This is a genomic window from Pseudomonas persica, assembly GCF_900291015.1.
GTDB lineage: Bacteria > Pseudomonadota > Gammaproteobacteria > Pseudomonadales > Pseudomonadaceae > Aquipseudomonas.
In genome coordinates this window covers 1-25631 of sequence record NZ_OLKL01000008.1, presented here as the reverse complement: position 1 = coordinate 25631, position 25631 = coordinate 1, and the positions used below count along the sequence as shown (strand labels likewise).

Genomic DNA, 25631 nt, shown 5'->3' with positions numbered 1-25631 from the left:
TCACTTACCTGCCTGCTGGTTGAGCACAGTTTTCACGCGAGCGATGTCACGCTTAACTTGCGAGAGCAGGTGCGACTGCCCCAACTGGCCAGTTGCTTTCTGCATGCGCAGATTGAACTGGTCGCGCAGCAAGCCGAGCAGTTGCTCGTTCAGTTGCTGTGCCGATTTTTCACGAAGTTCATTCGCTTTCATCACATCACCGTCCGCTTAACAAAGGAGGTGGCGAGAGGCAGCTTTGCAGCAGCCAGGGCGAAAGCTTCGCGCGCCAGCTCTTCAGAAACACCCTCGATCTCGTACAGGACTTTGCCTGGCTGGATCTGGGCAACCCAGTATTCCACGGAGCCTTTACCTTTACCCATACGAACCTCGAGAGGCTTCTTGGAGATCGGCTTGTCCGGGAACACACGGATCCAGATCTTACCGCCACGCTTAACGTGACGGGTCAGCGCACGACGTGCGGACTCGATCTGGCGAGCGGTGAGGCGACCGCGAGCAACAGCTTTCAGGGCGAATTCGCCGAAGCTGACTTTGCTACCGCGCAGTGCCAGACCACGGTTGTGGCCAGTCATCTGCTTGCGGAATTTTGTACGCTTTGGTTGCAACATTTGGCGTACCCCTTACTTAGCAGCTTTTTTACGAGGCGCTGGTGCTTGTGGTTTCAGTTCTTCTTGGCGACCACCAATAACTTCGCCTTTGAAGATCCAAACCTTCACACCGATCACACCGTAAGTGGTGTGAGCTTCGTAGGTGTTGTAGTCGATATCGGCACGCAGGGTGTGCAGAGGCACACGACCTTCGCGATACCACTCGGTACGAGCAATCTCAGCACCGCCGAGACGACCGCTCACCTGGATCTTGATGCCCTTGGCACCAATACGCATGGCGTTCTGTACGGCGCGCTTCATGGCGCGACGGAACATTACGCGGCGCTCCAGCTGCTGAGCTACGCTCTGCGCAACCAGCATAGCGTCGAGTTCCGGCTTGCGGATCTCTTCGATGTTGATGTGCACAGGCACACCCATCTGCTTGGTCAGGTCCTGACGCAGCTTCTCGACATCTTCACCTTTCTTCCCGATAACGATACCTGGACGAGCGGTGTGGATGGTGATGCGTGCAGTTTGAGCCGGACGATGAATATCGATACGGCTTACGGACGCGCTTTTTAGTTTGTCTTGGAGGTACTCACGCGTTTTCAGATCCTTCAACAGGTAATCTGCGTAAGTAGCACCGTCTGCGTACCAGACGGAGGTGTGCTCCTTGACGATTCCCAGGCGAATGCCAGTGGGATGTACTTTCTGACCCATCTGATCGACTCCGTTACTTGTCCGCAACCTTGACAGTGATATGGCAAGACCGCTTGACGATGCGATCAGCACGGCCTTTGGCACGTGGCATGATGCGCTTCAGCGAACGCCCTTCGTTGACGAAGACGGTGGAGACCTTCAGGTCATCAACGTCTGCGCCTTCGTTGTGTTCGGCGTTGGCTACGGCCGACTCGAGGACTTTCTTCATGATTTCAGCGGCTTTTTTGCTGCTGAAGGCCAACAGGTTGAGCGCTTCGCCCACCTTCTTCCCGCGGATCTGGTCGGCGACCAAGCGGGCTTTCTGGGCGGAGATGCGAGCGCCCGACAACTTAGCGGCTACTTCCATTTCCTTACCCCTTAACGCTTGGCTTTCTTGTCAGCCACGTGCCCGCGATAGGTGCGGGTACCGGCGAACTCGCCCAGTTTGTGGCCGACCATGTCTTCGTTCACGAGAACTGGAACATGCTGGCGACCGTTGTGAACCGCGATGGTCAGACCGACCATTTGTGGCAGGATCATCGAGCGACGCGACCAGGTTTTAACTGGCTTGCGATCGTTCTTCTCCACCGCCACTTCGACCTTCTTCAGCAGGTGAAGATCGATAAAAGGACCTTTTTTCAGAGAACGTGGCACTGTCGTATCCCTCTAGTTACTTGCGACGACGGACGATCATGTTGTCGGTACGCTTATTACCACGGGTTTTAGCACCCTTGGTTGGGAAGCCCCATGGCGATACCGGATGACGACCACCGGAGGTACGACCTTCACCACCACCGTGTGGGTGGTCAACCGGGTTCATGGCAACACCACGAACGGTTGGGCGAACGCCGCGCCAGCGTTTGGCACCAGCTTTACCCAGCGAACGCAGGCTGTGCTCGGAGTTCGAGACTTCACCCAGGGTCGCACGGCACTCAGCCAGGACTTTACGCATTTCACCAGAGCGCAGACGCAGGGTCACGTAGACACCTTCGCGAGCGATCAGCTGAGCCGAAGCACCAGCGGAACGTGCGATCTGAGCACCTTTACCCGGCTTCAGTTCGATGCCGTGAATGGTGCTACCCACTGGAATGTTACGCAGCTGCAGGGAGTTACCGGCCTTGATTGGGGCCAGGGCACCTGCGATCAGCTGGTCGCCAGCGCTCACGCCTTTAGGGGCGATGATGTAGCGACGCTCACCGTCTGCATAGCACAGCAGGGCGATGTGAGCAGTACGGTTCGGGTCGTATTCGATACGCTCGACAGTGGCTGGAATGCCATCTTTGTCGTTGCGACGGAAGTCGACCAGACGGTAATGCTGCTTATGACCACCACCAACGTGACGAGTGGTAATACGGCCATTGTTGTTACGACCACCAGACTTCGATTTTTTCTCGATCAGCGGTGCGTGAGGAGCGCCTTTGTGCAGCTCCTTGTTGACCACCTTGACCACGAAACGGCGGCCAGGGGAAGTCGGTTTGCATTTAACGATTGCCATGATGCACCCCTTCCTTACTCAGCACTGCTGCTGAAATCGAGATCTTGGCCTGGCTGAAGGGAGACGATCGCCTTCTTCCAGTCATTACGCTTGCCCAGACCACGTGCGGTACGCTTGGTTTTACCCAGAACGTTAACAGTCGACACGTTTTCAACTTTTACGTTGAACAGGCCTTCGACAGCTTTCTTGATTTCCAGCTTGGTTGCATCGGTAGCAACCTTGAATACGAACTGGCCTTTTTTCTCAGCCAGAACGGTAGCCTTCTCGGAAACGTGCGGGCCAAGGAGGACTTTGAATACGCGTTCCTGGTTCATCCCAGCAGCTCCTCGAATTTCTTCACGGCCGAGACAGTGATCAACACTTTCTCGTATGCGATCAGACTGACCGGGTCGGAACCTTGTACGTCACGTACGTCGACGTGCGGCAGGTTGCGAGCAGCCAGGTACAGGTTCTGATCAACAGCGTCGGAAACGATCAGTACGTCGTTCAGACCCATGCCGTTCAGCTTGTTCAGCAGATCTTTGGTTTTCGGTGCTTCAACAGCGAAGTCCTGAACCACGACCAGACGGTCGCTACGCACCAGCTCAGCGAGGATGGAGCGCAGGGCTGCGCGATACATCTTCTTGTTGAGCTTCTGCGAGTGATCTTGAGGGCGAGCTGCGAAGGTTACACCACCGCCACGCCAGATCGGACCACGAGTGGTACCAGCACGAGCACGGCCAGTACCCTTCTGACGCCATGGGCGCTTACCGCCACCAGCCACGTCGGAACGGGTCTTCTGCTGCTTGGTGCCCTGACGGCCGCCGGCCATGTAGGCCACGACTGCTTGGTGTACCAGCGTCTCGTTGAATTCGCCACCGAAAGTCAGTTCGGAAACTTCGATCGCCTGAGCGTCATTTACATTAAGTTGCATGTCAGTTTCCCCTTAACCGCGAGCCTTGACAGCTGGACGAACAACCACGTCGCCGCCAGTAGCGCCAGGTACGGCACCCTTGATCAGCAGCAGGTTGCGTTCAGCGTCTACGCGAACTACTTCCAGGGACTGAACAGTCACGCGCTCGGCGCCCATGTGACCGGACATTTTCTTGCCCTTGAACACACGACCAGGAGTCTGGCACTGGCCGATGGAACCAGGAACACGGTGCGACACGGAGTTACCGTGGGTGTTGTCCTGACCACGGAAGTTCCAGCGCTTGATGGTACCGGCGAAGCCTTTACCTTTGGACTGACCAGTAACGTCAACCAGCTGGCCTGCAGTGAAGAGTTCAGCTTTGATCAGATCGCCAGCCTGGAAATCGCCTTCTTCAAGACGGAACTCCCAGACACCGCGACCAGCGGCAACGTTGGCCTTGGCGAAGTGGCCTGCCTGAGCGGCAGTCACACGCGAAGCACGACGCTCGCCGACAGTGACTTGCACTGCACGGTAGCCATCGGTTTCTTCAGTTTTGAACTGGGTGACGCGATTCGGTTCGATCTCAATGACCGTGACCGGAATGGAGACACCTTCTTCGGTGAAAATGCGGGTCATACCGCACTTGCGACCGATTACACCAATAGTCATGTTGTAAACCTCATGAGTGTACGGGGCTTTCACCCGCTATGGCCGCCCATTTCAGAGCGTTACACGACTAGACCGAAGTCTTAGCCGAGGCTGATCTGTACTTCCACACCTGCCGCCAGATCAAGCTTCATCAGCGCGTCAACGGTTTTATCCGTTGGCTGGACGATGTCCAGAACACGCTTATGAGTGCGAATCTCGTACTGGTCACGCGCGTCTTTGTTGACGTGCGGGGAGACCAGAACGGTGAAACGCTCTTTGCGGGTAGGCAGTGGAATTGGACCACGCACTTGTGCACCAGTACGTTTCGCGGTTTCCACGATTTCCTGGGTGGATTGGTCGATCAGGCGATGGTCGAAAGCCTTCAACCTGATACGGATTTGCTGATTTTGCATTGGATTTCAGACTCCAGGCTGTTCCCAACGGACGCACTACGCCCGCTAAAAGGAGGCGTGATTCTATAGACGCCCCCATTTAGTGTCAACCCAATAAAAAAAACCCCCGCTGAGCGGGGGTTTTTTCAATCGGTCGAGTGATTACTCGATGATTTTGGCTACGACGCCGGCGCCGACGGTACGACCGCCTTCACGGATAGCGAAGCGCAGACCGTCTTCCATTGCGATGGTCTTGATCAGGGTAACAGTCATCTGAATGTTGTCACCTGGCATTACCATTTCAACGCCTTCCGGCAGTTCGCAGTTACCGGTCACGTCAGTGGTACGGAAGTAGAACTGAGGACGGTAGCCTTTGAAGAACGGAGTGTGACGACCGCCTTCTTCCTTCGACAGAACGTAGACTTCTGCGGTGAACTTGGTGTGCGGCTTGACCGAACCCGGCTTGACCAGAACCTGGCCACGCTCAACGTCGTCACGCTTGGTACCACGCAGCAGAACGCCGCAGTTCTCACCAGCACGGCCTTCGTCCAGCAGCTTGCGGAACATCTCAACACCGGTGCAGGTGGTGGTGGTGGTGTCACGCAGACCAACGATTTCCAGCGGATCCTGAACGCGGACGATACCACGCTCGATACGACCGGTAACAACGGTACCACGACCCGAGATCGAGAATACGTCTTCGATCGGCATCAGGAACGGCTGGTCAACGGCACGAACTGGCTCAGGGATGTAGGCATCCAGAGTTTCTACCAGCTTCTTGACAGCGGTAGTACCCATTTCGTTGTCGTCTTTGCCTTCCAGCGCCATACGAGCCGAACCGATGATGATCGGGGTGTCGTCGCCTGGGAAGTCATAGGTGGACAGCAGGTCGCGAACTTCCATCTCGACCAGTTCCAGCAGCTCAGCATCGTCTACCAGGTCAGCCTTGTTCAGGAAGACCACGATGTACGGAACGCCTACCTGACGGGACAGCAGGATGTGCTCACGGGTTTGTGGCATCGGACCATCGGCGGCCGAGCAAACCAGGATCGCGCCGTCCATCTGGGCAGCACCGGTGATCATGTTCTTCACGTAGTCAGCGTGACCTGGGCAGTCAACGTGAGCGTAGTGACGAATGTTCGAGTTGTACTCGACGTGAGCGGTGTTGATGGTGATACCGCGCGCTTTTTCTTCCGGAGCCGAGTCGATCTTGTCGAACTCAACGACTGCCGAACCGAATACTTCGGAGCAGACGCGAGTCAGAGCTGCGGTCAGAGTGGTCTTACCGTGGTCAACGTGGCCGATGGTGCCGACGTTAACGTGGGGAAGGGAACGATCAAATTTTTCTTTAGCCACGACAGTGAACCTCTTGCCTAAAGGGGATTAGCCTTGTTTTTTAACGAGTGCTTCGACGATGTTCGACGGAGCTTCGGCGTATTTGGAGAATTCCATGGAGTAGCTTGCGCGACCCTGAGACATGGAACGAACGTCGGTTGCGTAACCGAACATCTCTCCGAGCGGAACTTCAGCGCGGACGACACGGCCAGAGACCGACTCATCCATACCCTGGACCAGACCACGACGACGGTTCAGGTCACCCATCACGTCACCCAGGTAGTCTTCCGGGGTTACAACTTCGACCTTCATGATCGGCTCGAGAACCACGCCACCGCCCTTCTGGGCCAGTTGCTTGGTTGCCATCGAAGCAGCGATCTTGAACGCCATTTCGTTGGAGTCGACGTCGTGGTACGAACCGTCGAATACCGCGGCCTTCAGGCCAATCAGAGGATAGCCGGCTACAACGCCGTTCTTCATCTGCTCTTCGATACCCTTCTGGATCGCAGGGATGTATTCCTTAGGAATTACACCACCAACGACTTCGTTGGCGAACACCAGACCTTCGGTGATGTTGCCCTTTTCGTCCTGATCCGGCTCCGAGAAACGGATCCAGCAGTGACCGAACTGACCACGGCCGCCCGACTGACGAACGAATTTGCCTTCGATCTCGACGTTGGACTTGGTGATCTTCTCGCGGTACGAAACCTGCGGCTTGCCGATGTTGGCCTCGACGTTGAATTCGCGCTTCATGCGGTCAACGAGGATGTCCAGGTGCAGCTCACCCATACCGGAGATGATGGTCTGACCGGTTTCTTCATCGGTCTTGACGCGGAACGACGGGTCTTCCTGGGCCAGCTTGCCCAGTGCGATACCCATCTTTTCCTGGTCAGCCTTGGTTTTCGGCTCTACGGAGAGCGAAATCACAGGCTCCGGGAAGTCCATACGCTCGAGGATGATCGGCTTGTCGGCGTTGCACAGGGTGTCACCGGTGGTGACGTCCTTCATGCCGATCAGAGCAGCGATGTCGCCTGCACGTACTTCCTTGATTTCTTCACGCTGGTTGGCGTGCATCTGCACCATACGACCAACGCGCTCTTTCTTGCCCTTGACCGAGTTGATGACGGAGTCACCGGAGGTCAGGAAGCCCGAGTAAACGCGGACGAAGGTCAGAGTACCAACGAACGGGTCGGTAGCGATCTTGAACGCCAAGGCCGAGAACGGCTCAGCGTCGTCTGCGTGACGCTCGTCGTACTGCTCAGGCTTGACTTCATCCTTCGGCACTTCGGCCAGATCAGGGTGGATACCCTTGATCGCAGGAATTTCGGTCGGAGCAGGCAGGAAGTCGATAACGGCGTCGAGAACCAGGGGAACGCCCTTGTTCTTGAACGACGAACCGCAGACAGCCGGAACGATCTCGCTGGCCAGGGTGCGCGCGCGCAGGCCTGCCTTGATTTCTTCGACGGTCAGCTCACCTTCTTCAAGGTACTTGTTCATCAGCTCTTCGTTGGCTTCGGCGGCGGCTTCAACCATGTTGTTGCGCCATTCGTTAGCCAGCTCGACCATATCCGCAGGAATTTCTTCTTCGCGGTAGGTAGTGCCTTTGTCGTCTTCGTTCCAGTAGATGGCTTTCATCTTGATCAGGTCGACCTGACCCTGGAAGTCATCTTCTGCACCGATAGCCAGCTGGACCGGAACCGGGGTGTGACCCAGGCGGTTCTTGATCTGGCCGACAACGCGCAGGAAGTTGGCACCAGCACGGTCCATCTTGTTCACGTAGACAACACGTGGAACGCCGTACTTGTTGGCCTGACGCCATACGGTTTCGGACTGCGGCTCAACGCCGGAGGTACCGCAGAACACAACGACCGCGCCGTCGAGTACACGCAGCGAACGCTCTACTTCAATGGTGAAGTCAACGTGGCCGGGGGTATCGATGACGTTTACGCGGTAGTTGTCGTACTGACCACGGGAACCTTTCCAGAAGGTGGTAACGGCAGCGGAGGTAATGGTGATACCGCGCTCCTGCTCCTGCACCATCCAGTCGGTAGTCGCGGCGCCGTCGTGCACCTCGCCCATCTTGTGGCTCAGACCTGTGTAGAACAGGATCCGCTCGGTAGTGGTAGTCTTGCCCGCGTCAACGTGGGCACAGATACCGATGTTACGGTAGCGGTTAATTGCTGTAGTACGAGCCATAAAGCCCTCGCAAAATGATTGATGCTTGAATTAGAAGCGGTAGTGCGAGAACGCTTTGTTGGCTTCGGCCATACGGTGCACGTCTTCACGCTTCTTGACTGCAGCACCCTTGCCTTCAGCAGCATCCAGCAGTTCGCCGGCCAGGCGCAGGGCCATCGACTTCTCGCCACGCTTGCGGGCGTAGTCTACGAGCCAGCGCATTGCCAGAGCGTTACGACGGGATGGACGAACTTCAACCGGAACCTGGTAAGTGGCACCGCCGACACGGCGGGACTTAACTTCGACCAGCGGAGCGATGGCGTCGAGAGCTTTCTCGAAGATTTCCAGGGGGTCGCTGTTCTTGCGTGCTTTGACGGTATCCAGGGCACCGTAAACGATGCGCTCGGCTACGGCCTTCTTGCCGCTTTCCATCACGTGGTTCATGAACTTGGCGAGGATCTGGGATCCGTACTTCGGATCGTCAAGGATCTCACGTTTTGCTGCTACACGACGTCTTGGCATGATAAGCCCTCAAACGGTCTTCAGGTTAGCCCGGGACGCGGGTCTTCGACCCCTGCCCGACCTTACTCTTATCGACTCAAAAAAATGGATATGTGCAAACGACCGATTACTTCGGACGCTTGGTACCGTACTTCGAACGACCCTGGTTACGGCCTTTAACGCCCGAAGTATCCAGAGAGCCGCGAACGGTGTGGTAACGAACACCTGGCAAGTCTTTTACACGGCCGCCACGGATCAGGACGACGCTGTGCTCTTGCAGGTTGTGGCCTTCACCGCCGATGTACGAGGAAACCTCGAAACCGTTGGTCAGACGCACACGGCATACTTTACGCAGTGCCGAGTTAGGTTTTTTCGGCGTGGTGGTGTACACACGGGTGCACACGCCACGACGCTGCGGGCAGTTCTGCAGCGCAGGAACGTCGGACTTCTCGACCGAACGCTTACGCGGCTGACGTACCAGCTGGTTGATAGTTGCCATCTACTAGCTCCACTGATTGTCTTGCGACTCTATTGTCTTGCAAGAAAGCCAAAAATTGGCGAGACGGAGCCTCACCAAATTTAAGGGTACAAAAGTCTAAAGAGGATCTTGCACCCAGTCAAGACGAGGCCCCGGCTCTCCCCGCCCGATCATCGGCAACATTTCATGTCACCGATGCCCGTTCGAGGCTAGCCGGGGCCCTGCCCTGTACTTAGTTACCGCTGGAATTCAGCGCTTCGGTCAGTGCGGCTTCCACCTCACTGGCGCTTACACGCAGCGGTTTGTCGGCATCACGGCGACGCTTGCGCTCGCTGTGGTAGGCCAGACCGGTACCAGCCGGGATCAGACGACCCACGACCACGTTCTCTTTCAGGCCGCGCAGGTAGTCGCGCTTGCCGGTTACCGCCGCTTCGGTCAGTACGCGGGTGGTTTCCTGGAAGGAAGCCGCGGAGATGAACGATTCGGTCGACAGCGAGGCCTTGGTGATACCCAGCAGCACACGGGTGAACTTGGAGACGAACTTGTCCTCGGCGGCGAGACGCTCGTTCTCTACCAGTACCTGGGTCAGTTCCATCTGGTCGCCCTTGATGAAGCTGGAATCTCCCGACTCGGAGATCTCGACCTTGCGCAGCATCTGACGCAGGATGGTCTCGATGTGCTTGTCGTTGATCTTAACGCCTTGCAGACGGTAAACGTCCTGGATCTCGTTGACGATGTACTTCGCCAGCGCGCTCACACCCAGCAGACGCAGGATGTCGTGCGGATCGCTCGGGCCGTCGGAGATAACTTCGCCGCGGTTTACCTGTTCGCCTTCGAAGACGTTCAGGTGGCGCCACTTCGGAATCAGCTCTTCGTACGGATCGCTACCGTCGGTCGGGGTGATGACCAGACGACGCTTGCCCTTGGTCTCCTTACCGAACGCGATGGTGCCGCTGACTTCAGCCAGAATCGAGGCTTCTTTCGGACGGCGCGCTTCGAACAGGTCGGCAACGCGCGGCAGACCACCGGTGATGTCACGGGTCTTCGACGTTTCCTGCGGGATACGCGCGATAACGTCACCAACACCGATCTGGGCACCGTCAGCCACGCCGACGAGGGCGTTGGCTGGCAGGAAGTACTGGGCAGGTACGTCGGTACCTGGCAGGTACAGGTCCTTGCCAGAAGCGTCGACCATCTTGATCGCCGGACGGATTTCCTTACCAGCGGCAGGGCGATCCTTGACGTCCAGGACTTCAATGTTGGTCAAACCGGTCAATTCGTCGGTCTGACGCTTGATGGTGATGTTTTCTTCCATGCCCACGAAGGTCACGGTACCTTTCAGCTCGGTAACGATCGGGTGGGTGTGCGGGTCCCACTTGGCGACGATGGCGCCAGCTTCAACCTTGTCACCTTCCTTGACCGAAATCACCGCACCGTAAGGCAGCTTGTAGCGCTCACGCTCACGACCGAATTCGTCGGCAATGGCCAGCTCGCCCGAACGCGATACGGCAACCAGGTTGCCATCGGCACGCTCGACCTGCTTCAGGTTGTGCAGACGCACCATACCGCCGTTCTTCACCTGGACGCTGTCGGCAGCCGAGGTACGGCTTGCAGCACCACCGATGTGGAACGTACGCATGGTCAGCTGGGTACCTGGCTCACCGATCGACTGTGCAGCGATAACGCCGACAGCTTCACCGATGTTCACCTGGTGACCGCGAGCCAGGTCGCGACCGTAGCACTTGGCGCAGATGCCGTAGCGGGTTTCGCAGTTGATCGGCGAACGCACGACCACTTCGTCGATGCTGTTCAGCTCGATGAACTCGACCCACTTTTCGTCCACCAGGGTACCGGCCGGAACGATGACGTCCTCGGTGCCTGGCTTGAACACGTCACGGGCGATGACACGACCCAGTACACGCTCACCCAGCGGCTCTACAACGTCGCCACCTTCGATGTGCGGAGTCATCAGCAGGCCGTGGTCGGTGCCGCAGTCGATCTCGGTAACCACCAGATCCTGGGCAACGTCTACCAGACGACGAGTCAGGTAACCGGAGTTAGCAGTCTTCAGTGCGGTATCCGCCAGACCCTTACGAGCACCGTGGGTCGAAATGAAGTACTGCAGAACGCTCAGACCTTCACGGAAGTTCGCAGTGATCGGCGTCTCGATGATGGAGCCGTCCGGCTTGGCCATCAGGCCACGCATACCGGCCAGCTGACGGATCTGGGCTGCGGAACCCCGTGCACCGGAGTCAGCCATCATGTACATCGAGTTGAAGGACTCTTGCTCGACTTCCTTGCCTTCGCGGTCGATGACCTTCTCTTTCGAGAGGTTGGCCATCATCGCCTTGGACACTTCGTCGTTCGCCTTCGACCACAAGTCGATGACCTTGTTGTACTTCTCGCCCTGGGTTACCAGGCCGGAGGCGTACTGGCTCTCGATTTCCTTCACTTCGTCGGTAGCGGTACCGATGATGCGGGCTTTCTCGTCCGGGATAACGAAGTCGTTAACACCGATGGAAACGCCGGAAATGGTCGAGTAAGCGAAACCGGTGTACATCAGCTGGTCAGCGAAGATAACGGTCTCTTTCAGACCAACCACGCGGTAGCACTGGTTGATCAGCTTGGAGATCGCCTTCTTCTTCATCGGCTGGTTGACCACGTCGTATGGCAGGCCTGCCGGTACAACCTGGAACAGCAGCGCACGGCCGACGGTGGTGTCGACGATGCGGGTGTTCTTGACCACGGAACCGTCACGCTCTTTCACGGTTTCGTTGATACGAACCTTGATTTTCGCGTGCAGGGCAGCCTCGCCGGCGCGGAATACGCGGTCGACTTCCTGCAGGTCGGCGAACACGCGACCTTCGCCCTTGGCGTTGATGGCTTCTCGGGTCATGTAGTACAGACCCAGGACCACGTCCTGCGACGGAACGATGATTGGCTCACCGTTGGCTGGCGACAGGATGTTGTTGGTCGACATCATCAGCGCGCGCGCTTCGAGCTGGGCTTCCAGGGTCAGCGGCACGTGAACGGCCATCTGGTCACCGTCGAAGTCGGCGTTGTACGCGGCACAGACCAGCGGGTGCAGCTGGATAGCCTTACCTTCGATCAGAACCGGTTCAAAGGCTTGGATACCCAGACGGTGCAGGGTCGGTGCGCGGTTGAGCAGCACGGGGTGTTCGCGGATCACCTCGGCGAGCACGTCCCACACCTCTGGCAGCTCACGCTCGACCATCTTTTTGGCAGCCTTGATGGTGGTCGCCAGACCACGCATTTCCAGCTTGCCGAAAATGAACGGCTTGAACAGCTCGAGGGCCATCTTCTTCGGCAGACCGCACTGGTGCAGACGCAGAGTCGGGCCTACGGTAATTACCGAACGGCCGGAGTAGTCCACGCGCTTACCGAGCAGGTTCTGACGGAAGCGACCTTGCTTACCCTTGATCATGTCGGCCAGGGACTTCAGCGGACGCTTGTTCGAGCCGGTGATGGCGCGACCGCGACGGCCGTTATCCAGCAGGGCGTCGACCGCTTCCTGCAGCATGCGCTTTTCGTTGCGCACGATGATGTCCGGCGCCGACAGATCCAGCAGGCGCTTCAGACGGTTGTTACGGTTGATCACCCGACGGTACAGATCGTTCAGGTCGGAGGTCGCGAAGCGGCCACCATCCAGCGGAACCAGCGGACGCAGGTCCGGCGGCAGCACTGGCAGGACAGTCAGGACCATCCACTCAGGCAGGTTGCCCGAGCCCTGGAACGCTTCCATCAGTTTCAGACGCTTGGACAGCTTCTTGATCTTGGTTTCCGAGTTGGTCTGCGGAATCTCTTCGCGCAGGCGACCGATCTCGTGCTCCAGGTCGATAGCGTGCAGCAGTTCGCGGACAGCCTCGGCACCCATGCGGGCGTCGAAGTCGTCACCGAACTCTTCCAGCGCTTCGAAGTACTGCTCGTCGTTCAGCAGCTGGCCCTTTTCCAGGGTGGTCATGCCCGGATCGATAACAACGTAGCTCTCGAAGTAGAGCACGCGCTCGATGTCACGCAGGGTCATGTCCATCAGCAGGCCGATACGGGACGGCAGCGATTTCAGGAACCAGATGTGGGCAACCGGCGAGGCCAGTTCGATGTGCGCCATGCGCTCACGACGAACTTTTGCCAGGGCAACTTCAACGCCGCACTTCTCGCAGATCACGCCACGGTGCTTGAGGCGCTTGTACTTGCCGCACAGGCACTCGTAGTCCTTGACTGGGCCAAAGATCTTGGCGCAGAACAGGCCGTCACGCTCAGGCTTGAACGTACGGTAGTTGATGGTTTCCGGCTTCTTAACTTCACCGAACGACCACGAACGGATCATTTCAGGCGACGCCAGACCGATGCGGATGGCGTCGAACTCTTCGACTTGACCCTGGTTTTTCAGCAAATTCAGTAGGTCTTTCAAGGCCTTTCCTCCTGGCGGAGCAGGGAGCGGGCATTACCTGCCCCACTCCCCTTCGCGTCACGTGTTATTCGGTTTCCAGATCGATATCGATACCGAGCGAACGGATCTCTTTGATCAACACGTTGAAGGACTCGGGCATGCCCGGCTCCATACGGTGATCGCCATCCACGATGTTCTTGTACATCTTGGTACGGCCGTTCACGTCGTCCGACTTCACTGTGAGCATTTCTTGCAGGGTGTATGCCGCGCCGTATGCTTCCAGCGCCCACACTTCCATCTCCCCGAAACGCTGACCACCGAACTGCGCCTTACCACCCAACGGCTGCTGGGTAACCAGGCTATAGGAACCAGTGGAACGCGCGTGCATCTTGTCGTCCACCAAGTGGTTCAGCTTGAGCATGTACATGTAACCAACGGTCACAGGACGCTCGAACTTGTTGCCGGTACGGCCATCGAACAGCACCATCTGGCCGCTCTCTGGCAGGTCGGCCAGCTTCAGCATGGCCTTGATCTCGCGCTCCTTGGCACCGTCGAAGACCGGGGTAGCCATTGGCACGCCCTTCTTCAGGTTGTGGGCCAGGGCCAGGATCTCTTCGTCGGTGAACTCGTCGAGGTTTTCCTGACGACCGCCGATCTCGTTATAGACCTCGGTCAGGAACACCCGCAGTTCAGCGGCCTTGCGCTGCTCTTCGATCATGCGGTCGATCTTCTCGCCCAGACCCTTGGCCGCCAGGCCCAGGTGGGTTTCGAGGATCTGACCGACGTTCATACGCGAAGGTACACCCAGCGGGTTCAGTACGACATCGACCGGAGTACCGTTGGCGTCGTGTGGCATGTCTTCGACCGGCATGATTACCGAGACAACACCCTTGTTACCGTGACGACCGGCCATCTTGTCACCCGGCTGGATGCGACGGCGGATTGCCAGGTAAACCTTGACGATCTTCAGTACGCCCGGTGCCAGGTCATCGCCCTGCTGCAGCTTGCGCTTCTTGTCTTCGAACTTGTCGTCCAGCAGACGGCGACGGTCAACGATGTACTGCTGAGCCTTTTCCAGCTGCTCGTTCAGTGCATCTTCAGCCATGCGCAGTTTGAACCACTGGCCGTGCTCCAGACCGTCCAGCACTTCGTCAGTGATCACGGTGCCTTTCTTCAGGCCCGCGCCACCGTCGACCACCTGGCCGTTCAGGGCAGAACGCAGACGCTCGAAGGTTGCACCTTCGACGATGCGGAACTCTTCGTTGAGGTCCTTGCGGATCTCGTCCAGCTGCATCTTCTCGATGGCCAGGGCGCGGCTGTCGCGCTCGACGCCATCACGGGTGAAGACCTGTACATCGATGACGGTACCCTTGGTGCCGGTTGGCACGCGCAGGGAGGTGTCCTTAACGTCGCTGGCCTTCTCACCGAAGATTGCGCGCAGCAGTTTTTCTTCCGGAGTCAGCTGGGTTTCGCCTTTTGGCGTTACCTTGCCGACCAGGATGTCGCCAGCGCCGACTTCGGCACCCACGTAGACGATACCGGCTTCGTCCAGCTTGTTCAGTGCGGCCTCACCCACGTTCGGGATGTCCGCAGTGATTTCCTCTGGGCCAAGCTTGGTGTCACGCGCCACACAGGTCAGTTCCTGGATGTGGATGGTGGTGAAGCGGTCTTCCTGGACCACACGCTCGGACAGGCAGATGGAGTCTTCGAAGTTGAAACCGTTCCAGGCCATGAACGCGATGCGCATGTTCTGACCCAGAGCCAGTTCACCCATGTCGGTGGACGGGCCGTCGGCCATGATGTCGCCACGCTGAACCTTGTCACCCTTGCTCACCAGCGGACGCTGGTTGATGCAGGTGTTCTGGTTCGAACGGGTGTACTTGGTCAGGTTGTAGATATCCACACCTGCTTCGCCGGTTTCCACTTCGTCGTCGGCAACGCGAACAACGATACGGCTGGCGTCGACCGAATCGATCACACCACCGCGGCGAGCAACCACGCAAACACCGGAGTCGCGGGCAACGTTGCGCTCCATGCCGGTACCTACCAGCGGCTTGTCGGCGCGCAGGGTCGGTACAGCCTGACGCTGCATGTTCGAACCCATCAATGCTCGGTTGGCGTCGTCGTGCTCGAGGAACGGAATCAGCGACGCAGCGACGGAAACAACCTGCTTCGGCGAAACGTCCATCAGGGTGACGTCTTCCGGCGCCTTGACGGTGAATTCGTTCAGGTGACGAACAGCTACCAGCTCATCGATCAGCTGCTTCTTCTCGTTCATCGCGGCCGAAGCCTGGGCGATAACGTGATCCGCTTCTTCAATGGCCGACAGGAACACGATGTCGTCGCTGACCACGCCTTCCTTCACCACGCGGTACGGGCTTTCCAGGAAGCCGTACTGGTTGGTGCGGGCATAGGCTGCCAAGGAGTTGATCAGACCGATGTTCGGACCTTCAGGGGTCTCGATCGGGCACACACGGCCGTAGTGGGTCGGGTGTACGTCACGGACTTCGAAGCCGGCACGCTCACGGGTCAGACCGCCCGGGCCGAGTGCAGAGACGCGGCGCTTGTGGGTGATCTCGGAGAGCGGGTTGTTCTGGTCCATGAACTGGGACAGCTGGCTGGAACCGAAGAACTCTTTCACCGCCGCCGCAACCGGCTTGGCGTTGATCAGGTCCTGCGGCATCAGGCCTTCGCTTTCCGCCATCGACAGGCGTTCCTTGACCGCACGCTCAACACGCACCAGGCCAACACGGAACTGGTTTTCGGCCATCTCGCCGACGCAACGTACGCGACGGTTACCCAGGTGGTCGATGTCGTCGACGATGCCTTTGCCGTTACGGATATCGACCAGGGTCTTCAGAACCTCGACGATGTCTTCCTTGCTCAGCACGCCCGAACCTTCGATCTCGGTACGACCGATACGACGGTTGAACTTCATGCGCCCTACAGCGGACAGGTCGTAACGCTCGGCGCTGAAGAACAGGTTGTTGAACAGGGTCTCGGCAGCGTCCTTGGTTGGCGGCTCGCCAGGACGCATCATGCGGTAGATCTCGACCAGGGCTTCCAGCTGGTTGCTGGTGGTGTCGATCTTCAGCGTGTCGGAGATGAACGGACCGCAATCGATGTCGTTGGTGTACAGGGTCTCGATACGGACAACCTGAGCCTTGGCGATCTTGATCAGCAGATCGGTGGTCAGCTCGGTGTTGCACTCGGCCAGGATCTCGCCAGTCGCCGGGTGCACGATCGCCTTGGCGGTAGTGCGGCCCAGGACGTACTCCATCGGAACGTCCAACTGCTTGACGCCAGCTTTCTCGATCTGGTTGATGTGGCGCGCGGTGATACGGCGGCCTTGCTCAACGATGACCTTGCCGGTTTCGTCATGGATGTCCATGACTGCAACTTCACCACGCAGACGCTGCGGCACCAGTTCCAGGCTGAGTTTTTCGCCGGAAATGTGGAAGACGTTGGTGGTGTAGAAGGTATTCAGCACTTCTTCAGTGCTATAACCCAAGGCGCGCAGCAGCACCGAGGCCGGCAGTTTGCGGCGACGGTCGATACGCACGAACACGCAGTCCTTCGGGTCGAACTCGAAGTCCAGCCAGGAACCGCGGTAAGGGATGATGCGAGCGGAGTACAGCAGCTTGCCGGAGCTGTGGGTCTTGCCACGATCGTGGTCGAAGAACACACCAGGCGAACGGTGCAGCTGGGAAACGATAACACGCTCGGTACCGTTGATAACGAAGGTACCGTTCTCAGTCATCAGGGGGATTTCACCCATGTAGACTTCTTGCTCTTTGATGTCCTTGATCGCTTTGTTCGACGATTCCTTGTCGAAGATGATCAGGCGCACCTTTACCCGCAGTGGGACCGCGAAGGTCACGCCACGCAGGACACATTCCTTCACATCGAAGGCGGGCTCGCCCAGGCGATAGCCTACGTACTCCAGGGCAGCATTGCCGGAGTAGCTGATGATCGGGAATACCGATTTGAAGGCCGCGTGCAGGCCGACGTCGCGGAAGTGATCCTTGGATGCTCCCGCTTGCAGGAATTCGCGATACGAATCCAGCTGGATGGCCAGGAGGTAAGGCACATCCATGACGTCCGGCAACTTGCTAAAGTCCTTGCGGATACGTTTTTTCTCAGTGTATGAGTAAGCCATCAGCGTTCCCCAGCTTGGTCACCTGCTTGTTTGGCTTCTCCCGGCGGGAGCAGCCAGAAAATCGTGCAAACCCCTTGGTTTGCGCCACCCACATGGGTGTCTTGCAGCTTGTTATCGGGGCCGGCCTGACCGGCCACCAATAACGGAAAAAGGCCGGTGGCATAAGCCACCAGCCATCAGCCTTTTGCTCAACGCTCAGGCTGGCATCGCAAGGTCGAGATTACTTCAGCTCGACTTTAGCGCCTGCTTCTTCCAGCTTCTTCTTAGCGTCTTCAGCGGCTTCTTTCGAAACGCCTTCAGCTACAACCTGAGGAGCGCCATCGACTTTCTCTTTGGCTTCTTTCAGGCCCAGACCGGTCAGTTCGCGAACGGCTTTGATCACGTTCACTTTCTTGTCGCCGGCTTCAACCAGAACAACGTTGAACTCGGTCTGCTCTTCAACAACGGCAGCAGCAGCAGCTGGGCCAGCAGCGGCAACAGCAGCGGTAACGCCGAAGGTTTCTTCCATAGCTTTGATCAGCTCAACAACTTCCAGAACGGTTTTCTGGCCGATTGCTTCGATGATTTGTTCGTTAGTCAGAGACATGACTTAAATCCTGTATTGGGGTGACAGCCTACGCAGCCATCAAATTAAACGTATGATTTTGAAAGAGTTCGCGCGCCTTAGGCGGCGGTAGCTTCTTTCTGGTCGCGAATGGCTGCCAGAGTACGAGCCAGCTTGCTGGTGGCGCCTTGGATAACGCTCATCAGTTTTGCGATAGCTTCGTCGCGGGTCGGCAGGGTAGCCAACACGTCGATCTGGTTCGCTGCAATGAAATTGCCGTCAAACGCAGCTGCCTTGATCTCGAACTTGTCCTGACCCTTGGCGAACTCCTTGAACAGACGAGCAGCAGCGCCCGGGTGTTCGTTGGAGAAAGCAATCAGGGTCGGGCCTTTGAACGCGTCGTTGAGGATCGAAAATTCGGTGCCTTCAACAGCGCGCTTGAGCAGGGTGTTACGCACTACACGTACGTATACGCCAGCTTCGCGGGCCTCTTTACGGAGTCCGGTCATTGCGCTTACAGTCACACCACGGGCATCAGCCACGACAGCGGACAGAGCGACTTTGGCAGCCTCGTTGACTTCAGCGACGATGGCCTTCTTGTCTTCGAGTTTAATTGCCACGGGTTTACTCCTGGTTTTTACCGTTTCATCTGGCCGAAGCCTGATGTCGTTTTGGTGTCTGATTCGGTAACGAATCGGGAGCACCATCTGCGTGGGCTGGAGTTTTAAGGCTTGCGCCGCCTACGGTCTTGGATAGCCCCCGCCAGGCAGGGACCCCAATTTTTGCTGGTGGCGCGACAGGTCGCGCCACCAAGTTCTTACACGTTCAGCGAGCTCTGATCGATGACCAGACCTGGGCCCATGGTGGTGCTCAGGGTAACGCGCTTGACGTAGATACCTTTCGAAGAAGCTGGCTTGATACGCTTCAGGTCAGCGATCAGGGCTTCAACGTTTTCCTTCAGCTTGCCGGCTTCAAAGCCGATCTTGCCAACGGAGGTGTGGATAATACCGTTCTTGTCGGTACGGTAGCGAACCTGACCAGCCTTGGCGTTCTTGACGGCGCCGGCTACGTCTGGGGTCACGGTACCAACTTTCGGGTTAGGCATCAGGCCACGAGGACCCAGAACCTGACCCAGCTGACCTACAACGCGCATGGCATCAGGCGATGCGATGACGACGTCATAGTTCAGGTCGCCGCCTTTCATTTCGGCAGCCAGATCGTCCATACCTACGCGGTCAGCGCCGGCAGCCAGAGCGGCTTCAGCAGCTGGGCCCTGGGTGAAGACGGCAACGCGAACGGTCTTGCCAGTGCCGTGTGGCAGCACAGTAGCGCTACGTACGACCTGGTCGGATTTACGCGGGTCAACACCGAGGTTAACGGCGATGTCGTAGGACTCGACGAACTTGGCAGCCGGCAGCGAGGCCAGCAGAGTGGCCGCTTCTTCGAAGTTGTAGGCCTTGCCTGCTTCGATTTTCTCGGCGATTGCCTTTTGGCGTTTGGTCAGCTTAGCCATTACACACCCTCCACGTTCAGGCCCATGCTGCGGGCAGAGCCAGCGATGGTGCGTACAGCAGCGTCCAGGTCAGCGGCAGTCAGGTCAGCCTGTTTGGCTTTCGCGATGTCTTCCAGCTGAGCACGGGTAACGGTACCGACTTTAACGGTGTTCGGACGAGCCGAACCACTGGCCAGGCCAGCAGCTTTCTTCAGCAGAACCGAGGCAGGGGTGCTCTTGGTCTCGAAGGTGAAGCTACGGTCGCTGTAGACAGTGATGATCACAGGAGTCGGCAGACCGGCTTCTTGACCCTGGGTACGGGCGTTGAAGGCCTTGCAGAACTCCATGATGTTCACACCGTGTTGACCCAGTGCTGGACCAACGGGTGGGCTTGGGTTGGCCTGGCCGGCCTTAACTTGCAGCTTGATGTAAGCCTGAATCTTCTTAGCCATGAGCTACTCCAAAATCGGGTACGAACGCCTGATGGCTCCCCGGATGACTTGCGTTTTATCCCAGTGACGACAAAACCCCGCGGCACACAGGGCTGCGGGGTATGGGATGCTTCGTCCGCCTAGACCTTTTCGACCTGGCTGAACTCGAGCTCCACCGGAGTAGAGCGACCGAAAATGAGTACTGCGACCTGCAAGCGACTCTTTTCGTAGTTAACTTCTTCGACACTACCATTGAAGTCAGCGAACGGACCATCAATGACTCGAACCACTTCACCCGGCTCGAACAGCGTCTTCGGCTTAGGCTTGTCGCTACCGTCGGCAACGCGACGCAGGATGGCCTCAGCCTCTTTATCGGTGATCGGCGCAGGCTTGTCTGCAGTGCCACCAATAAAGCCCATCACACGAGGGGTGTCCTTGACCAAGTGCCAAGTCCCTTCGTTCATCTCCATCTGGACCAGTACATAGCCAGGGAAGAACTTACGCTCACTCTTGCGCTTCTGGCCATTGCGCATTTCGACGACTTCTTCGGTCGGGACCAGGATCTCGCCGAAACCGTCTTCCATGCCAGCCAGCTTGACGCGCTCAATCAGGGAGCGCATTACATGCTTCTCGTAACCCGAGTAAGCATGCACAACATACCAACGCTTAGCCACGGGACACCTTTAGCCAACGATCAAGGAGACCGCCCAGCCGAGCAGGGAATCAAGACCCCACAGCAGCAGTGCCATAACCAGCACGACAGCCACGACAATCAGCGTGGTCTGGGTGGTTTCCTGGCGGGTCGGCCACACGACTTTACGAATTTCGGTACGAGCTTCCTTCGCCAGCGCAAAGAACGACTTGCCCTTCGCAGTCTGCAGGGCTACAAAGCCTGCAACAGCAGCCAGGACGAGAAGTGCGAGGACGCGATACAGGATCGGGGAGGCGGAGTAATACTGGTTACCCACTACACCAACAACCACCAAAGCCACTACAGCCAGCCACTTGAACAGATCAAAACGCGATTCTTGGGCTTCAGTTTTGGGAGTCATCGAGGAGGATCCTGTGAGAAGAAAGCCATCACACCGAAGTGAAATGGCAGGTCAGGAGGGAATCGAACCCCCAACCTACGGTTTTGGAGACCGTCGCTCTGCCAATTGAGCTACTGACCTGTAACGCTGTATCAGGCCGGCCATTATACCGGCCTGATCAAGTAAATCAACTACTTATTCAATAATTTTTGCTACGACGCCGGCGCCGACGGTACGACCGCCTTCACGGATAGCGAAGCGCAGACCGTCTTCCATTGCGATGGTCTTGATCAGGGTAACAGTCATCTGAATGTTGTCACCTGGCATTACCATTTCAACGCCTTCCGGCAGCTCGCAGTTACCGGTCACGTCAGTGGTACGGAAGTAGAACTGAGGACGATAGCCTTTGAAGAACGGAGTGTGACGACCGCCTTCTTCCTTCGACAGAACGTAGACTTCTGCGGTGAACTTGGTGTGCGGCTTGACCGAACCCGGCTTGACCAGAACCTGGCCACGCTCAACGTCGTCACGCTTGGTACCACGCAGCAGAACGCCGCAGTTCTCGCCAGCACGGCCTTCGTCCAGCAGCTTGCGGAACATCTCAACACCGGTGCAGGTGGTGGTGGTGGTGTCACGCAGACCAACGATTTCCAGCGGATCCTGAACGCGGACGATACCACGCTCGATACGACCGGTAACAACGGTACCACGACCCGAGATCGAGAATACGTCTTCGATCGGCATCAGGAACGGCTGGTCAACGGCACGAACTGGCTCAGGGATGTAGGCATCCAGAGTTTCTACCAGCTTCTTGACAGCGGTAGTACCCATTTCGTTGTCGTCTTTGCCTTCCAGCGCCATACGAGCCGAACCGATGATGATCGGGGTGTCGTCGCCTGGGAAGTCATAGGTGGACAGCAGGTCGCGAACTTCCATCTCGACCAGTTCCAGCAGCTCAGCGTCGTCTACCAGGTCAGCCTTGTTCAGGAAGACCACGATGTACGGAACGCCTACCTGACGGGACAGCAGGATGTGCTCACGGGTTTGTGGCATCGGACCATCGGCGGCCGAGCAAACCAGGATCGCGCCGTCCATCTGGGCAGCACCGGTGATCATGTTCTTCACGTAGTCAGCGTGACCTGGGCAGTCAACGTGAGCGTAGTGACGAATGTTCGAGTTGTACTCGACGTGAGCGGTGTTGATGGTGATACCGCGCGCTTTTTCTTCCGGAGCCGAGTCGATCTTGTCGAACTCAACGACTGCCGAACCGAATACTTCGGAGCAGACGCGAGTCAGAGCTGCGGTCAGAGTGGTCTTACCGTGGTCAACGTGGCCGATAGTGCCGACGTTAACGTGGGGAAGGGAACGATCAAACTTTTCCTTAGCCATCGATACAATCCTCCGCAGAAGAAATAGTCTTGCGCTGATAAAACAAAGGCAGATATTTTCATATCTGCCTTGTTTATATGGAGCTCTTGAGCGGACTTGAACCGCTGACCTCACCCTTACCAAGGGTGTGCTCTACCAACTGAGCTACAAGAGCGAAACACTTTGTGCAAAATCCAGCAAACTTGGAGCGGGTAGCGGGAATCGAACCCGCATCATCAGCTTGGAAGGCTGAGGTTCTACCACTAAACTATACCCGCGGAGCTTGCGGCTCTCGCTAAAACTGGTGGAGGGAGAAGGATTCGAACCTTCGAAGCTCTCGCAACGGATTTACAGTCCGTCCCCTTTGACCGCTCGGGAATCCCTCCAGATGTGGCCGGCATTCTATTTGTCTGCCGTCCTAGTGTCAAGCGTTTTTTTCAAATTTTTTCAATCAAATCTGAAACTTAGCTGCTTTGACACCGCTTCCAGTTCCGCCACCTGAGTGGTGTTCCCTGTGAAGCGGGCGCCATTCTATCAAGCTATTCACCAGTTGCAATACCCTGGCAGAAAATAATTTTGTGTTTTAAGTCTTTGAAATCGTTGGAAAGAGTCGCCAGGACGGTCTGGTCCAGCAAACGCTCGCTTTCCGGGGCAACCTTGAGCCAACGACCATCAGCCCCAGGCAGCTGCCCCGCCACCGGCAGCGTGGCAATATCCAGGCTCAACAGGCGCTGACGCAATGCATCGAGCTGGCCCTGGCCCATTACACCGCCGACTACCAGGCACTCATCCCGGCGCTTGGGTGGCGTCGACACACCCGTTTCACGCAACAGGCGGATTTCTTGCTGATTCCCCTTGTACAGCGACAGGGGCGCGACTTCCTTGACCTTCAGCGGGGCTTCCTGCTGGTGCCACACGTAATAGAAGACATTGAGCACCAGTAACAGCAGAAACAACCAACGCATAGGCACCTCAATCCAATGGGCAGGCCATGGCCAGGCCTACGAAAACCAGGTCCGGCACGACACGCGCCTGCGGCACGGACTCCCTTACCAGCGGCGCATCGCCACCAGTGAGGAATACCGTGAAATCGTCTCCCCACAAGGCACGCGCCTGCTCGAGCTGAGTACGCGCAAAACCCTGGAGCATCAACACACAACCACGCTCGACCGCCTCGACAGTCGAGCGGCCTGGTGCCAGGCTGGCCAATGCCCGCTCGGCGGAGGCATCGTCATAACGGATACGCCGAGTGTGCGTACGCAACTGACTACGCATCAATGGCATACCCGGGCAGATGTAGCCTCCCAGGTGCTCGCCGTCCGCCGCAACGAAATCCGCTTTTGCAGCGGTCCCCAGATCGATGACCAGGCAAGCACCCTTGGCCAGGTGAAATGCTCCCAGCGCCGCCAACCAACGGTCCATGCCCAGACGCTGGTAATCGTCATAGCCATTACGCACACCCGCCATCTCCTGGGCCGGGTGCGCCACGCGCGCCTGCACGGCAAACGCCTGGGCAATCATCGCGCAAAGCGCAGCGGTCTCCTCCTCGCTGCGCACACTGACAATGCGGCAGCCGGTAAGACGCACCGAAGCCAGTGTTGCCACTTCGGCCACCAGCGCCTGATCGGAGTCGACGATACCGCCACTTTCAATCGCTGCATCAGCGACATGGATTACCCGCCACTTGATGAAGCTGTTACCGCAATCGAGCTCAAGAATCATCACGCAACCTCAAACTGAGCTCACCACCACTGAAGCTCTTCTCTACCCCGTCCACCTCAAGGCGCAAGCCGCCCTGCCCGTCGACGCCAAGAACCACGCCATCAATGCGCGTACTACCTGCAACCAGAGTAACCTTGCGCCCCTGCCAGAGGTGCGCCTGCTCCCATTCTTCCTGGAATGCCGCAAACCCGTAGCGACGATGCCGCGCCAATTCGTGCTGCAACTGCTGACTGAGCAACGCTACCAGCCGGTTACGGTCGATTGCCGCCCCCACTTCACGCCGCATCGAGGTCCACATCTGGTCGACCTGATCGTTGGCCTGCATGTTCACATTGATGCCGATACCCAGCACCACATGACAGACATCTGCCGGGTCGCCAACCAACTCCAGGAGAATGCCGGTGATCTTCTGCCCCCGAACGAGGACATCGTTGGGCCATTTGAGCCCCACATCCTTTACCCCAAACGCCTGCAGGGTACGCATTACTGCCAACCCCACCACCAGGCTCAAGCCCTCGAGCTGGCGCATGCCACCATCCACACGGAGTACCAGGCTGTAATAGAGGTTTTCGGCAAACGGACTGACCCACTGCCGACCGCGCCGACCACGGCCAGCGCTTTGGCGCTCGGCCAGAACCAGAAATGGAGCGGCCTGCCCTTCCCCAGCGAGCCGCAGGCCTTCGGCATTGGTCGAGTCGATGGTTTCATGGATGAAAACGGGCCATTGCTCGCCCTCGGCAAACCCGGCAATCGCCTGTGCATCGAGCAAAGCCAGTGGTGCCGCCAGCTGATAACCGCGACCACGCACCTTGTGAATGGTAAGGTTCAGTTCGCTCTCCAGGTGCTGCAGCTGCTTCCAGACGGCGCTGCGACTCACCCCGAGGGCTGCCCCCAGAGCTTCTCCGGAATGGAACCGGCCATCCTTGAGGAGATTCAACAACTTCAGCATGCCAGTCTCGACTTGAAATAAGGCAGGCATGATAGCTATGGGCTGTTGGCTTGCATAGGAAAAGGGCCCGCCAACGGGGGCGAATACCCTTGCGTCGGGATCCCCGTGGGAGCGGCTTTAGCCGCGAAGCAGGCGACGCGGTGGATGGCACCGGCTGCGCCGATGTTCGCGGGTGAACCCGCTCCCACAGGGGGGGCTGGTGAGGCGGGAAATTTTTCGCCACAAAGACAAAACCCCTATCTGCCTGCGCAGATAGGGGTTTTGCGAAATGAATCTTGACGATGACCTACTCTCACATGGGGAAACCCCACACTACCATCGGCGA

Annotated in this window: 26 protein-coding genes and 4 tRNA genes; all 30 read right to left on the bottom strand. The window is 57.7% G+C overall.

The window, feature by feature from the left end; translation table 11 throughout:
• Complete coding sequence (gene rpmC / locus FQ664_RS02780) at positions 1 to 192, bottom strand: 50S ribosomal protein L29 (RefSeq protein WP_002555481.1); 192 nt, start codon at positions 190 to 192, stop codon at positions 1 to 3.
• Positions 192 to 605 (bottom strand): 50S ribosomal protein L16, encoded by a 414-nt coding sequence (gene rplP, locus FQ664_RS02775; protein ID WP_003255479.1) that lies wholly within the window; start codon positions 603 to 605, stop codon positions 192 to 194. Before rplP ends, rpmC begins: the two co-directional genes overlap by 1 nt.
• A 12-nt stretch (positions 606 to 617) precedes the next feature.
• Positions 618 to 1304: a 30S ribosomal protein S3 gene (gene rpsC / locus FQ664_RS02770; protein WP_003255481.1), complete on the bottom strand. Its 687-nt coding sequence runs from the start codon at positions 1302 to 1304 to the stop codon at positions 618 to 620.
• 13 nt (positions 1305 to 1317) lie between these two features.
• Positions 1318 to 1650 (bottom strand): 50S ribosomal protein L22, encoded by a 333-nt coding sequence (gene rplV, locus FQ664_RS02765; RefSeq protein WP_003103908.1) that lies wholly within the window; start codon positions 1648 to 1650, stop codon positions 1318 to 1320.
• A gap of 11 nt (positions 1651 to 1661) precedes the next feature.
• On the bottom strand, positions 1662 to 1937 hold the full coding sequence (gene rpsS / locus FQ664_RS02760; protein ID WP_003255482.1) for a 30S ribosomal protein S19: 276 nt from the start codon (positions 1935 to 1937) through the stop codon (positions 1662 to 1664).
• A 16-nt stretch (positions 1938 to 1953) separates the two neighbouring features.
• Positions 1954 to 2778: a 50S ribosomal protein L2 gene (rplB, locus tag FQ664_RS02755; RefSeq protein WP_003255483.1), complete on the bottom strand. Its 825-nt coding sequence runs from the start codon at positions 2776 to 2778 to the stop codon at positions 1954 to 1956.
• 14 nt (positions 2779 to 2792) lie between these two features.
• Positions 2793 to 3092, bottom strand: a complete 300-nt coding sequence (gene rplW / locus FQ664_RS02750; RefSeq protein ID WP_003255484.1) for a 50S ribosomal protein L23 — start codon at positions 3090 to 3092, stop codon at positions 2793 to 2795.
• Positions 3089 to 3691, bottom strand: coding sequence for a 50S ribosomal protein L4 (gene rplD / locus FQ664_RS02745; protein WP_008089819.1), 603 nt, complete (start codon positions 3689 to 3691; stop codon positions 3089 to 3091). Before rplD ends, rplW begins: the two co-directional genes overlap by 4 nt.
• A gap of 12 nt (positions 3692 to 3703) precedes the next feature.
• Entirely contained in the window at positions 3704 to 4339 is a 636-nt protein-coding gene (gene rplC / locus FQ664_RS02740) for a 50S ribosomal protein L3 (RefSeq protein ID WP_003255486.1), read from the bottom strand.
• Positions 4340 to 4419: 80 nt separating this feature from the next.
• Positions 4420 to 4731 carry a 30S ribosomal protein S10 gene (gene rpsJ, locus FQ664_RS02735; protein ID WP_003186070.1) on the bottom strand — a complete coding sequence of 104 codons (312 nt, stop codon included), beginning with the start codon at positions 4729 to 4731 and terminating at the stop codon, positions 4420 to 4422.
• Between the two features lie 141 nt (positions 4732 to 4872).
• A complete protein-coding gene (gene tuf / locus FQ664_RS02730) occupies positions 4873 to 6066 on the bottom strand; it encodes an elongation factor Tu (protein ID WP_013970626.1) in 1194 nt (397 codons plus the stop codon).
• A gap of 27 nt (positions 6067 to 6093) precedes the next feature.
• On the bottom strand, positions 6094 to 8241 hold the full coding sequence (fusA, locus tag FQ664_RS02725; protein WP_144170323.1) for an elongation factor G: 2148 nt from the start codon (positions 8239 to 8241) through the stop codon (positions 6094 to 6096).
• A gap of 30 nt (positions 8242 to 8271) precedes the next feature.
• The gene (gene rpsG, locus FQ664_RS02720) at positions 8272 to 8742 is read right to left on the bottom strand and encodes a 30S ribosomal protein S7 (protein WP_003246741.1); all 471 of its coding nucleotides are present in this window, start codon (positions 8740 to 8742) and stop codon (positions 8272 to 8274) included.
• 106 nt (positions 8743 to 8848) lie between these two features.
• The gene (gene rpsL / locus FQ664_RS02715; protein ID WP_003255492.1) at positions 8849 to 9220 is read right to left on the bottom strand and encodes a 30S ribosomal protein S12; all 372 of its coding nucleotides are present in this window, start codon (positions 9218 to 9220) and stop codon (positions 8849 to 8851) included.
• A 211-nt stretch (positions 9221 to 9431) separates the two neighbouring features.
• On the bottom strand, positions 9432 to 13631 hold the full coding sequence (rpoC, locus tag FQ664_RS02710; protein WP_144170322.1) for a DNA-directed RNA polymerase subunit beta': 4200 nt from the start codon (positions 13629 to 13631) through the stop codon (positions 9432 to 9434).
• Positions 13632 to 13695: 64 nt separating this feature from the next.
• Positions 13696 to 17769, bottom strand: a complete 4074-nt coding sequence (gene rpoB, locus FQ664_RS02705) for a DNA-directed RNA polymerase subunit beta (protein ID WP_144170321.1) — start codon at positions 17767 to 17769, stop codon at positions 13696 to 13698.
• A 220-nt stretch (positions 17770 to 17989) separates the two neighbouring features.
• Positions 17990 to 18355, bottom strand: coding sequence for a 50S ribosomal protein L7/L12 (rplL, locus tag FQ664_RS02700; RefSeq protein WP_003255496.1), 366 nt, complete (start codon positions 18353 to 18355; stop codon positions 17990 to 17992).
• A 77-nt stretch (positions 18356 to 18432) separates the two neighbouring features.
• Positions 18433 to 18933 (bottom strand): 50S ribosomal protein L10, encoded by a 501-nt coding sequence (gene rplJ / locus FQ664_RS02695; protein ID WP_016715872.1) that lies wholly within the window; start codon positions 18931 to 18933, stop codon positions 18433 to 18435.
• 197 nt (positions 18934 to 19130) lie between these two features.
• The gene (gene rplA, locus FQ664_RS02690) at positions 19131 to 19826 is read right to left on the bottom strand and encodes a 50S ribosomal protein L1 (protein ID WP_085626170.1); all 696 of its coding nucleotides are present in this window, start codon (positions 19824 to 19826) and stop codon (positions 19131 to 19133) included.
• Positions 19826 to 20257, bottom strand: coding sequence for a 50S ribosomal protein L11 (gene rplK, locus FQ664_RS02685; RefSeq protein ID WP_144170320.1), 432 nt, complete (start codon positions 20255 to 20257; stop codon positions 19826 to 19828). The genes rplA and rplK overlap by 1 nt, the downstream gene beginning before the upstream one ends.
• 119 nt (positions 20258 to 20376) lie before the next feature.
• Positions 20377 to 20910, bottom strand: coding sequence for a transcription termination/antitermination protein NusG (nusG, locus tag FQ664_RS02680; protein ID WP_003255501.1), 534 nt, complete (start codon positions 20908 to 20910; stop codon positions 20377 to 20379).
• 9 nt (positions 20911 to 20919) lie between these two features.
• Entirely contained in the window at positions 20920 to 21288 is a 369-nt protein-coding gene (gene secE, locus FQ664_RS02675; protein WP_003257081.1) for a preprotein translocase subunit SecE, read from the bottom strand.
• Positions 21289 to 21332: 44 nt separating this feature from the next.
• Positions 21333 to 21408, bottom strand: a tRNA-Trp gene (locus FQ664_RS02670).
• Positions 21409 to 21462: 54 nt separating this feature from the next.
• Positions 21463 to 22656 (bottom strand): elongation factor Tu, encoded by a 1194-nt coding sequence (gene tuf / locus FQ664_RS02665; RefSeq protein ID WP_013970626.1) that lies wholly within the window; start codon positions 22654 to 22656, stop codon positions 21463 to 21465.
• A 78-nt stretch (positions 22657 to 22734) separates the two neighbouring features.
• Positions 22735 to 22810 (bottom strand) — tRNA-Thr (locus tag FQ664_RS02660).
• A gap of 29 nt (positions 22811 to 22839) precedes the next feature.
• Positions 22840 to 22913: transfer RNA gene (locus FQ664_RS02655), tRNA-Gly, on the bottom strand.
• Between the two features lie 24 nt (positions 22914 to 22937).
• Positions 22938 to 23021: transfer RNA gene (locus FQ664_RS02650), tRNA-Tyr, on the bottom strand.
• Between the two features lie 153 nt (positions 23022 to 23174).
• On the bottom strand, positions 23175 to 23600 hold the full coding sequence (locus FQ664_RS02645; RefSeq protein WP_144170319.1) for a hypothetical protein: 426 nt from the start codon (positions 23598 to 23600) through the stop codon (positions 23175 to 23177).
• A 7-nt stretch (positions 23601 to 23607) separates the two neighbouring features.
• Positions 23608 to 24357 carry a pantothenate kinase gene (locus FQ664_RS02640; RefSeq protein ID WP_144170318.1) on the bottom strand — a complete coding sequence of 250 codons (750 nt, stop codon included), beginning with the start codon at positions 24355 to 24357 and terminating at the stop codon, positions 23608 to 23610.
• Entirely contained in the window at positions 24347 to 25306 is a 960-nt protein-coding gene (birA, locus tag FQ664_RS02635) for a bifunctional biotin--[acetyl-CoA-carboxylase] ligase/biotin operon repressor BirA (protein ID WP_144170317.1), read from the bottom strand. The genes FQ664_RS02640 and birA overlap by 11 nt, the downstream gene beginning before the upstream one ends.
• Positions 25307 to 25631 lie beyond the last annotated feature (325 nt).

Bases quoted from the DNA above. Each gene is read 5' to 3' on its own strand.
- rplC (WP_003255486.1), bottom strand. From the start codon at position 4,339: ATGACTATTGGTGTAATCGGTCGCAAGTGCGGTATGACCCGCATTTTC.
- FQ664_RS02640 (WP_144170318.1), bottom strand. From the start codon at position 24,357: ATGATTCTTGAGCTCGATTGCGGTAACAGCTTCATCAAGTGGCGGGTA.
- rpoB (WP_144170321.1), bottom strand. From the start codon at position 17,769: ATGGCTTACTCATACACTGAGAAAAAACGTATCCGCAAGGACTTTAGC.
- rpsL (WP_003255492.1), bottom strand. From the start codon at position 9,220: ATGGCAACTATCAACCAGCTGGTACGTCAGCCGCGTAAGCGTTCGGTC.
- rplW (WP_003255484.1), bottom strand. From the start codon at position 3,092: ATGAACCAGGAACGCGTATTCAAAGTCCTCCTTGGCCCGCACGTTTCC.
- fusA (WP_144170323.1), bottom strand. From the start codon at position 8,241: ATGGCTCGTACTACAGCAATTAACCGCTACCGTAACATCGGTATCTGT.
- rplL (WP_003255496.1), bottom strand. From the start codon at position 18,355: ATGTCTCTGACTAACGAACAAATCATCGAAGCAATCGGCCAGAAAACC.
- birA (WP_144170317.1), bottom strand. From the start codon at position 25,306: ATGCTGAAGTTGTTGAATCTCCTCAAGGATGGCCGGTTCCATTCCGGA.
- rplD (WP_008089819.1), bottom strand. From the start codon at position 3,691: ATGCAACTTAATGTAAATGACGCTCAGGCGATCGAAGTTTCCGAACTG.
- tuf (WP_013970626.1), bottom strand. From the start codon at position 22,656: ATGGCTAAGGAAAAGTTTGATCGTTCCCTTCCCCACGTTAACGTCGGC.
- rpmC (WP_002555481.1), bottom strand. From the start codon at position 192: ATGAAAGCGAATGAACTTCGTGAAAAATCGGCACAGCAACTGAACGAG.
- rplV (WP_003103908.1), bottom strand. From the start codon at position 1,650: ATGGAAGTAGCCGCTAAGTTGTCGGGCGCTCGCATCTCCGCCCAGAAA.
- secE (WP_003257081.1), bottom strand. From the start codon at position 21,288: ATGACTCCCAAAACTGAAGCCCAAGAATCGCGTTTTGATCTGTTCAAG.
- rpsC (WP_003255481.1), bottom strand. From the start codon at position 1,304: ATGGGTCAGAAAGTACATCCCACTGGCATTCGCCTGGGAATCGTCAAG.
- FQ664_RS02645 (WP_144170319.1), bottom strand. From the start codon at position 23,600: ATGCGTTGGTTGTTTCTGCTGTTACTGGTGCTCAATGTCTTCTATTAC.
- rplB (WP_003255483.1), bottom strand. From the start codon at position 2,778: ATGGCAATCGTTAAATGCAAACCGACTTCCCCTGGCCGCCGTTTCGTG.
- rplP (WP_003255479.1), bottom strand. From the start codon at position 605: ATGTTGCAACCAAAGCGTACAAAATTCCGCAAGCAGATGACTGGCCAC.
- rpsJ (WP_003186070.1), bottom strand. From the start codon at position 4,731: ATGCAAAATCAGCAAATCCGTATCAGGTTGAAGGCTTTCGACCATCGC.
- rpsG (WP_003246741.1), bottom strand. From the start codon at position 8,742: ATGCCAAGACGTCGTGTAGCAGCAAAACGTGAGATCCTTGACGATCCG.
- rplK (WP_144170320.1), bottom strand. From the start codon at position 20,257: ATGGCTAAGAAGATTCAGGCTTACATCAAGCTGCAAGTTAAGGCCGGC.
- rplA (WP_085626170.1), bottom strand. From the start codon at position 19,826: ATGGCTAAGCTGACCAAACGCCAAAAGGCAATCGCCGAGAAAATCGAA.